The 8920-nt window shown below is 63.3% G+C and carries 9 protein-coding genes; 5 read left to right on the top strand and 4 right to left on the bottom strand.

Translation table 11 applies throughout. The annotated features are described in order from the left end of the window. Together ACOJSI_RS03265 and ACOJSI_RS03260 are read right to left on the bottom strand one after the other, a co-directional pair. The coding region (locus ACOJSI_RS03265; RefSeq protein ID WP_420136826.1) for a nitrilase-related carbon-nitrogen hydrolase at window positions 1-1025 on the bottom strand (1025 nt) is incomplete at its 3' end. A gap of 483 nt (window positions 1026-1508) precedes the next feature. Then, window positions 1509-1673, bottom strand: coding sequence for a hypothetical protein (locus tag ACOJSI_RS03260; RefSeq protein ID WP_420136825.1), 165 nt, complete (start codon window positions 1671-1673; stop codon window positions 1509-1511). Between the two features lie 218 nt (window positions 1674-1891). Here ACOJSI_RS03260 and ACOJSI_RS03255 point away from each other — a divergent pair, with 218 nt between their 5' ends. The 5 genes from ACOJSI_RS03255 to ACOJSI_RS03235 all read left to right on the top strand — a co-directional run bounded on the left by ACOJSI_RS03255 (window position 1892) and on the right by ACOJSI_RS03235 (window position 7567). Continuing rightward, a complete protein-coding gene (locus ACOJSI_RS03255) occupies window positions 1892-2749 on the top strand; it encodes a hypothetical protein (protein WP_420136824.1) in 858 nt (285 codons plus the stop codon). Window positions 2750-3174: 425 nt separating this feature from the next. Continuing rightward, window positions 3175-4329, top strand: a complete 1155-nt coding sequence (locus ACOJSI_RS03250; RefSeq protein ID WP_420136823.1) for an MBL fold metallo-hydrolase — start codon at window positions 3175-3177, stop codon at window positions 4327-4329. A 1191-nt stretch (window positions 4330-5520) separates the two neighbouring features. Beyond that, window positions 5521-6423, top strand: coding sequence for a M15 family metallopeptidase (locus tag ACOJSI_RS03245; protein WP_420136822.1), 903 nt, complete (start codon window positions 5521-5523; stop codon window positions 6421-6423). Between the two features lie 2 nt (window positions 6424-6425). Next, window positions 6426-6905 carry a hypothetical protein gene (locus tag ACOJSI_RS03240; RefSeq protein WP_420136821.1) on the top strand — a complete coding sequence of 160 codons (480 nt, stop codon included), beginning with the start codon at window positions 6426-6428 and terminating at the stop codon, window positions 6903-6905. A 185-nt stretch (window positions 6906-7090) separates the two neighbouring features. Further along, entirely contained in the window at window positions 7091-7567 is a 477-nt protein-coding gene (locus ACOJSI_RS03235; RefSeq protein WP_420136820.1) for a hypothetical protein, read from the top strand. 246 nt (window positions 7568-7813) lie between these two features. On the opposite strand, the gene lepB is transcribed toward ACOJSI_RS03235, so the two are convergent. Together lepB and ACOJSI_RS03225 are read right to left on the bottom strand one after the other, a co-directional pair. Then, a complete protein-coding gene (lepB, locus tag ACOJSI_RS03230) occupies window positions 7814-8545 on the bottom strand; it encodes a signal peptidase I (protein ID WP_420136819.1) in 732 nt (243 codons plus the stop codon). Window positions 8546-8748: 203 nt separating this feature from the next. Next, window positions 8749-8920, bottom strand: a 172-nt coding sequence (locus tag ACOJSI_RS03225; RefSeq protein ID WP_420136827.1) for a TRAM domain-containing protein, incomplete at its 5' end; no start/stop codon positions are given.

Genomic DNA, 8920 nt, shown 5'->3' with positions numbered 1-8920 from the left:
TCCTCATCCAGCCGATCGGGATCGGCGGGGACGAAGGGGAAGCGCGGCACGACCCGCTTCAGGCCGATATCGGCAAAGGCCGGATCATGGGTAAAGGCGATGCGGCGGAAGCGCTGTTCGGGATCGCCGAAGGCGCGCGCGGCATCGTTGAAGGTGCCGAAGCGCATGCGCTGTTGCCGCAGCCGAGCGACATCAATGTCGGCATAGATCAGCTCGGCCGCATGATCGAAGCGGCTGGAGCGGGCGAGCTGATAGCCGAGCTCGTGGATCATGGCCTGGCCATCCCAGGCGAGATCGGTCGTGCTCTCGCCCGGGCCGGAGGCGGAATAGACATAGGCCGCGGTGGCGCGGGCGGATTGCGAGGCGCCGTACAGATCGCGTTCGCGTTCCTTGCCGACGACGATGTTGGAGGCGGACAGATTGGTGAGGATCAGTGCGCCGGCGAGCGCGCCGAGCGATGAGGGCGGGATCGGCGCCCAATAATCCTCACAGATTTCGACGTGGAAGACGAAATCGGGAAGATCGCTGGCGGCGAAGATGAGATCCGGGCCGAACGGCGCGCTGTGGCCGGCGACATTGATGTCGAGCCCGGTGAGGCCGACGCCGGACGCGAACCAGCGCTTCTCATAATATTCGCGATAATTGGGCAGGTAGCTTTTGGGCACCACGCCCAGCACGACGCCGCGCGCGATGACCACCGCCGTATTGTAGAGCCGGCCGCTGCGGCGGAGCGGCGCGCCGACGAGCAGCACGGGCTTCAGATCCGCGCTGGCCGCGACCAGCCCGGCCAGCTCCGCCTCGACCCGATCCAGCAACGCCTCCTGCAGATGCAGATCGTCGATGGCGTAAGAGGACAGGCACAATTCCGGATAGACGACCAGATCGGCGCCCTCCGCATCCGCCTGTCGCGCGCAATCGAGGATGGAGGCGGCATTGGCAGCGACATCGCCGACGCTGGCAGCGGGGGTGGCGGCGGCGACGCGGACCATGCCGTGGGCGTGGATGGAGAAGAAACGGTCGGTCATGCAGGCCCTAACCCTCGCCCCGTGCGGCGGGGTGCGAAAAAAATTTGCTAGAAAGGCGAGGGGGCGGGGTCAATGCTGGCTCGAGGGGCCTTTTGGAGGGGTAAAAACGAAAAACATCAGAAACGAACTTGATGATCGGGCGCGCGAGCGAGTGTGGCGGAGCAGCTCCAATACGGAACGTATAGGGAACATATGTGGGTTGTCAAGCGGGCGATCAAGGGTATTAAGCAGTCAAATGCGTCGACGAGGTGCATTACGGCCGGCCGCGACAGCTTTGCGCCCCAATTGCGGTCATTCGACCCATCGACCGGCAATCCCGAAACCTGCCATCCATTCAGCAGCGGTCGATTGGCGCATTTTGGGGGGAAGCGGAACAGCCGCTTTTGGGCGGTCGATCGCGAAAGCGGCCGTTCGTTCCGATTGGAAGGCCAAGGTCCCTTGCGCCAGCGAACGGGGATTGCGGCCCGCCCGCTTTGAAGCCGATTAGCGCACATTCGACCGGTCGTTCATCCAAAGTAAGATGACCGCACACTCGCCAGACGCCTCGGCGGTGTGCTTGCCGACCTCGGCGAGCGGGTAGGTGCCTGCAACCTCGACGGTTTCGCGGAAGTGGTCGACCGCTTGGGCAGCACGTAGGGCGGCTTCCATGCCTTAGCGCAGCTCAGCCAAGACGACTGAAGATAGAAATACGAGGTTATCCGATCCGAAGCTTTGTGCATCGCGACCACCGCGACGGACGGTGCGGCCGGACGGGTCGCCTTAGCGGAAGCTCAAATCACATCCATCGCCGCGACGCGCCGAACCCGACTTGGCTGAGACCACCAGGCGACGCTAAGCTGAAGTGCTTTGCAACCGAAAGAGAAGAGGTGAGCGTGAAAGCGCCAAGACAAAGGGTGCATCCGCCCATCGCCAGCGGCCGCGCGCGCAGCCTGCCGTTCCAAGTGGCGGCTGTCTGCTGGGTAGACCTGCTCGGATATGGAGGCATGATCGGAGCGGCCGACTTCAATCCGATCGCCCCGCAAGCGAAGACCGCCATAACTCGGCTTCGTGCATTTCATCGGATCGTCGCTGAGCATAGCGGACGCAATTTCCGTACTCTCGTGCTCAATGACGGCGCCGTGGCATACAGAGACCTTTCGCTGCGCAGCTCGGGTGTAACCTACGACTTCCTGACCAGATCCTTTGCCCTTTTTCGGGCGCTGGACGAAAGCGAACGTCGGAACGGGTGGTACGGATCCCGCATGGTGCTTGCGACGGGCTTTCGGGCGAAGGGCAGCCGCCGTACGATCGATCATGCATCGGGGCAAGTGAGTTCGATTCTAGCCAGGATGAAGGCGGGACAGATCGCACCAGAAGAGGCGGTGCGGGAAGCAGCCAGCATCGACCGCTACTTCGACGTCCTGCCTCAGCTGCAGGCAAATTTTGCGTTTACAAAGGCCTATGTAGCCGATGTTGCGGGCTCCGGAGCGGGCCTTGGCGGGCCAAGGTTCTTCGTCGACACGTCGATCTTCGATGACGGGGTTCCAGCATGGGTCCGCGCCGACAAGCCCATAGAATTCAAGGACGACCGGCTTGGACTCGGCGCCGAGTTCGCGCCCGTCTCCGAGCTGACGCCGCCCGGCCACACCACACCCGACGTACCGGGCATGCGCGACGCCTTGCAAATCGCAGAGGCGATCGCCCCGTCGGCGGGAGTGCGTGAGTTCATCCGGGCTGTGCGGTGACCCGCTTCGGCGCAACTACGGTGTCGTGCGCCCGTGCACGCCTGAGTGGCGTCGTGCGTCGATATGACCTGTAAACGACCTTTCTGAGTTCGACCGTGGCTGGCGCACATACCCTCCTTCCGATCGAGATCGGCATGATCAAGACAATGCTCAGCTTCCGCCCGGAGTTGAGCAAGCAAGCGATCCTGTCCTATTTCACGAGGCCTGGTCGCGATCTCAATCATCGTTTGATCGCGGAGATTGCGGGCGGACGCTGGCCCAACGTCCCCCCCGCCCCGACGCAGTCGACCTTAGCGTACATGGCGCAATGCCTCGGCCACCTCTATCCCGTTGTGAGCAGCACTCTTTACGCCGGAGATACGACGACCGTGACGCGATTGGCGACGATGGAGGTTCATTGGTGGCCCGTCGGGCAGGGTCTCTTCATGTCCGGCCGCCTGTTCGGAGCGGCCAGCGGCCAGTTTACCTGGGTCTATGACTGCGGCTCGACATCGGGTGCGGCCGAGCGGGACAAGGCGATCGCGGCGTTCCGCAAGGAGCTAGCAGGCCGTCGCATCGATCTCGTCACCCTGTCGCACTTCGACAGCGACCACATCAACGGCATCGTCGCACTGATCCGCGGCGTACGTGTTCGGACCCTTCTCCTCCCCTACGTGCCGCTTTGGCAGCGGTTGCTGATCGCGCTTGGGGAAGAAATCGGAGCGGACGACTCCTTGCTCGCCTTCTACCTCGACCCGGTCGGCTATCTAGCGAGCATCGAGGGTAGCGAAATTGACGAGGTCGTGTTCGTGCCCGGCGCCGGCCCGGATGACGTGGTGCCCGGCTTCGAGGACGAGCCCGATCCCGACCGACCGATCGAAGGCGGAAAGGCAGAATACGGCCCGCCGCCCGAAGGAAGCGATGGTGATCCCGCCGTCGCCGGCAGCGCAAATGTTCAGGTCCGTTTTCTGAAGCCGGCAGGCAGGATCATCGTTCCGTCGCTCTGGGAGTTCATCCCCTACAACGATGCCGCGATGCAGCCGCTCGCCACCGCCTTATTCATCAGACGGGTAAAGCGGATTGCCGGCGCCCTTCTTGCCGGACGCCGACGGCAATCGGTGATGCTGCGGCTGCTGAAGCGGATCTACCAGCGGGCGTTCGGCTCCGGGTCCGTGCCAGCGAACCTCATCTCGCTGTTTCTGTATGCCGGTCCGATCGGAACACGGGTCCGGTTCGATCCGGTGGCAGCGACCGCTCCATTTCGGATGGATCCCAACCGGGACAATCTGGCGCAGCTCGCTACCGGAGATGGCTTCCTCGACACCCCCGCCCGGCTGGCGGCATTGCAGCGTTTCTATGGGCGGAGCGGACGGCTGGATCGAGCGGGGCTTCTCCAAGTGATGCACCATGGAGCCCGCCCCAATTGGCAATCAGGACTCGCCGCTGTTCTCAAGCCGGCTGCTAGTATCTTCTCGTCCGACCCTGGCCACACTCACGCGCATCCGGCTCCCGAGGTACTGCGCGATTTCTGGCCTTGGTGCCCGGTCCGCGTGGACAAGGTCACCGGGTTTAGTTTGGTCGCAAGCCTGGAATCAAAATGACGGCTGCCGCGCTTTACGTCTTCGACAGTCTGCGCGGCTTTGCCGAGGGGCCAGACCAGGCGCGGACGGACCGGCGACCGTGCAAAACCCGTTCGGCACCCTTTCCTAAGCCCATCGACGCTTTAGCCAACCCACCGCCGGCGCTCGGGGTCGGTTGGTCCAGTCACATGAACGAGCGGCAGGTTTTAGGCAGCGACTGGCGCCGGTTGAGAGGCCAGGATTGGGTCGTTGCGCCCACCGCGCCCATTTGAACGAGTCCGCTTACTCCTACTTCGCGGTCCAGAGCGCCTGTCCGCAGCCGGCCCACTTGCGGCCATTCGAGGATCGTGACGCGTAGCGGCAGCTATTGGACTGGAAGCCGAATGGCCGCTTGTCCCGACACCGGTCCTTTAAGCTGCCAGTCCGCTAACGGCCCATAAGCCCCCACACTTAGCGTTACCCTCCGCCTCGGCCCTAAACCGCTGGGCGCGTTGGCCGTGTATGCCTTGCGGGCTGGCGCCTACAACAGCTCTACGCAGTTTCCGTTATTCGCCCTCTGCATCGAGAATATTCAGTCGTGGTGGCGCCGCGTGGTTTACGCTAGCCCGCTTTCGCGCTGTGGTTGGTGATCTTGGCGGTGCTGACGCACCGGCTGGTCGCCGGGGGGCGGATCCGCTGCGGGATCAGTGGCTGAACACCAAGGTTGCGGTGTGGACGGACATTGAGGAGCGCACGCCGCGTTTGCACCCTGTCCGCGCTCGCTGGTGCCCGCGTTTTGCTTCACGTACAAAGGTAGGCCGGGGCGGATTATCACGAGCCTGCCGTTCATGACCATGCCGTAGGATTTGGCGGTAATCACGGGTGCTGTATTCCAGCTATTTCTGCTGCGATGCACCGCCGGGACGGCATAGAAATGACAATGCGTAGGCGCTTTGATCGTGGCGTTCCTCATCATCGTGAGTGCCTTCGTGCCATCCGCGCCGACGCGCATCGACGCCGCCATTGTACATGACCACGAAGTGGCATTCGAGCAGGGACGCTTGGAGCCACGCGTCGGCCACACGTCGATAGCGGCCGCAGCTGCGGCGCGCTGCAGTTGCCACCCATTAATGATCGGCGCGTTGGCCGATACGACTGATGGCTCCATTACGAGCATGAAGCGTTGTTGGGACCGTAGCGTATCGTAAAAGCAAGATATTGCAGGAGTGCGCCATGCCAATCCTTACTGCATCGGTCGGACTAGGCGGCAAAAATCGAGGTGTGGACGTTGGTCTCGTTCAGATGCTGCTCACCCAAGCCGGCGTCTACAAAGGTCCCGAAAATATGAAGTGCGGGCGCGATACCATGCAGGCGATCGAGCGATTTCAGCACAGTTTCTCCATGGCGCATCCGAACGGCCGGGTTGATCCACATAGCGAGACCTGGACCCGCCTGCAGGCCGTTCCAGCGCCGGCCAAGGTGCCTGCGCGCGTAGCCAGCGGCACCATGGCCGTGGACCGCTACGCGGCGACGATGCTCGGAGGACCTATGCGTGCATTTCCTTTTATGGCGAACCAGGCCACAGCGGCCATGGCGGCAAAGTTCGCCGAGGAGGGGGACGCCTACGCCTATTGGACAGGCTTTAGCCGAATGAGCCCCCCTCCCGAGGTCAACCAAGGCCTCGCCTGTCCGAGATCCCATCAGATGATCGAGTTGCTCGGCGTGCCTAAAACCAAGGAGGTTGTTGCCCGTCTCTCCACCGTAGCGGTAGGCCCGTTCCGAATGTACGGATTGACCCCGGCTCTCAACAGCATGAGCACGATATTTGCTAAGGTTCGGACCGAACTGCCCGATCTTTACGAGCTCATCCGCCTCGATGGCGGGTATAACCCACGCTACATCCGAGGTAGCACCACCGAGTGGTCCAACCATAGCTGGGGAGCAGCTGCCGACCTCAAGATCGGCGACAATTTGGTGCCGTTCAAGTCGCAATTCTCGATGCGCGGTCTGGACGCACTCGTGCCCTATTTCAACGAGGCAGGTTGGTATTGGGGTGGCGGCTACCACAATCAAAGCAGAAACGACGCGATGCATTTCGAATGCGGTCTGGCGCTGTTGCAGAGCTTTGGACTGTGACTGTGGTGCGCACCATCGCCATGCTGGTAGCGCCCGCAGCCTTGGCTCTCGGTACGATGGGCCCGGCAATCGGCGCGACGCCGAAAGCCGTCTCCTGTCAGGCCACGGCGCCGATCATGCAGCACTTCTCGACGCCGCGGCCGTGGCGTTGGCTTGGCGACTGCCCCAATGGCCGCGCAGAAGGGCTTGGTGTGTTACGGATGGGGAGTGAGGACGAGCTGACCATGTTTATCGGCCGCATGCATGCAGGGCGTCCGGTGGCGGGGTTGCTCGACCACGGGTTGCTCATGATGGCGAAAGCCTTCACCCCCGCTGGCGTCGCTATCCAACCCGACGGCAACCATCCCGAAGAAAAGACTGCGGTATTCACAACTGCCCGCCGAGCCGCACTAGCGACCTCGCGGTGGCTCGCCGCGCGAGGGAACCATGCCTCGGCAGCGTGGTACCGGGACATGGCTGACGGTATTCGCGAGACCGAATAACCGACGGGTCCATTCGATTATGCGACAAATTGGATAGCTTTGAGACGGCGGTTACGACCGCGCGAGGAAGCGGTGGCGTGCGCCGGTAGGGCTGATGCGGATCGCGGCGCGCTCCAATCCGACGTGCCGGTCGTCTTCCGACAGGCCATGGTGCCGATATCTTACCGCGTGGAGGATAAGCTCCGATGAAAGCTTTTGCTCGGTCGCCCGGCGCCGTGTTGGCGCTGCTCGTCATCCTGGCCCCGGCCCCATCGGCTGCGCGGCGGCAGGGCATGGCAGTAGGTCGCGTGACGATAACGGCGAATGGCGCGCGTTCGCTGGATGTCAGTGGCGACGAAACGCCTGCCTTCTGCCGCGCCTTTCGTCTCGTGCCCGCCGATGTTCGTACCTTTTTCGCCGTGGCGGGGCGGGTGGATGAGCGCGCGTTCACCCATGATCTGTCCATGTCGCGCTGCCATGCGGCGGGGACGTTGACGTTGAAGACAGGTGCACGCGCGCGGTGGTTCATCGATCTGGAGCGGCGCGGCTCGCTCGTCCTGCCAGGCGGGCGAACGCTCTATTTCTATTGTCTGGCCTGCCGGTCTTCGAAGTTCGATGACGTGTATGAAGATGATCGCGCGCTTGCGAAAGCGCTCTGGCGCGGGCCGCCGAAGCGGCCTTGAACCTTGGATCGGTTTTCGATTTCTAAGTAAAGCGGCATCCGGGTCGACGCCCCGCAGGACATCCAGGATGATGGAGCGCCGTGCTTCGCGACAATGAGGGATGTTCTCGACGTTGACATCCTGCTGCACCGGTTGAGCGTATCCGGTACGCCGAGATGGCGTCGGGAGCGCCCTTGTGTGCGAAGAGGCAGCGGGATGCCGGATCAAGTCCGGCATGACGATGAGCGGGCGATTATAGCACCGCCATTAATGGTCGGCGCGTTGGCCGATGCGGCTGGGGTTGTGGCTCAACAGGACGTAGAGCGGGCGGCCGACGATGGCGGAGACGGGGACGGGGCCTACGCCGCCATATTCCAGCGGGACACGGCTATCGGCCGCCATGTCACGGTCATCGCCCAGCAGGTAGATCGATCCGGGCGGCACGCGCTGGGGCTTCACGTCATCTTGGGGAAATTCGGCAACGTGGGCGATACGGTGCTCGCCCGCCTCGCCCGGAAGATGCTCGCGCATCATGCTGCCCAACCGCCCGTCGGTGCTGGTGTCGGACACGATGATCGGGCCGGCCTCGATCTGTGTGGCGGCCCGGCCATCGATGATCGGAACGCCCTGCCGCATGGCGAAGGTCTGGCCGCCGAGCGCCGCGACTCGGTAAATGCGCACGCGGCCATCATGGTCTCGCGCCAAGAGGATGTTGCCGATCTGGGGCGTGCGCCAGCTCATGTCGGACAGGACACTCTCATTCTTGGCGAAGGTGGGCGCCATGGAAATCGAGGCAATGTAGAATGTGCGATAGGAAGGCCTGAACAGATCGACGGCTGCCGAAGCGCTGACAGCGCTGATCGCGTACCAGAGGGTGAGCGCGTACCAGCGCGTCCACCAGCGCCGGCCGAATTGATCGCGCGATCCGCGCCACGTGCGAACGCACGCGACGACCAGGTATGATATCGTCGCCAGCGACGCCAGCGCCAGGCCCGTCATGAGGATCGCAAAGTTTGCGACCGGCAGCAGGAATGCCGCGATGGCGGGAAGCCAAAGGGTAAGCTGAGAAGCTGCGGCGAGCTTCAGTCCTTTCCGCCCTTTGCCGATGCGGATCAGGCCAAGGCCGGGCAGGAGCAGGTTGAGCGCGGTTACACCGATCCGCGCGGCCAGGGATCATTCGCGCAGGGGTTGCGCGGTCTCGCTCACGCCGCCGCGCGTTGGGCCCGTTGGCCTTGCATGCTTTGCGGGCCGGCGGCGGTGATCTCCACCTCGACCAAGTCGCCGATCTCGCCGCCGTCGATCAGGACGGATTGCAGCCAGGGGGATTTGCCGAGCTTCTGGCCGGGGCGCTTGCCGGCGCGCTCGATCAGCACG

It is taken from the genome of Sphingomonas sp., from assembly GCF_048595155.1.
Lineage (GTDB): Bacteria > Pseudomonadota > Alphaproteobacteria > Sphingomonadales > Sphingomonadaceae > Sphingomonas_I.
The sequence above is the reverse complement of the archived record's forward strand: the minus strand, read 5'-3'. Positions and strand labels throughout refer to the sequence as shown.

Coding starts and splice junctions, on each gene's coding strand:
- ACOJSI_RS03260 (WP_420136825.1), bottom strand. CDS start 1,673: ATGGAAGCCGCCCTACGTGCTGCCCAAGCGGTCGACCACTTCCGCGAA.
- ACOJSI_RS03250 (WP_420136823.1), top strand. CDS start 3,175: ATGTCCGGCCGCCTGTTCGGAGCGGCCAGCGGCCAGTTTACCTGGGTC.
- ACOJSI_RS03245 (WP_420136822.1), top strand. CDS start 5,521: ATGCCAATCCTTACTGCATCGGTCGGACTAGGCGGCAAAAATCGAGGT.
- ACOJSI_RS03235 (WP_420136820.1), top strand. CDS start 7,091: ATGAAAGCTTTTGCTCGGTCGCCCGGCGCCGTGTTGGCGCTGCTCGTC.
- lepB (WP_420136819.1), bottom strand. CDS start 8,545: ATGACGGGCCTGGCGCTGGCGTCGCTGGCGACGATATCATACCTGGTC.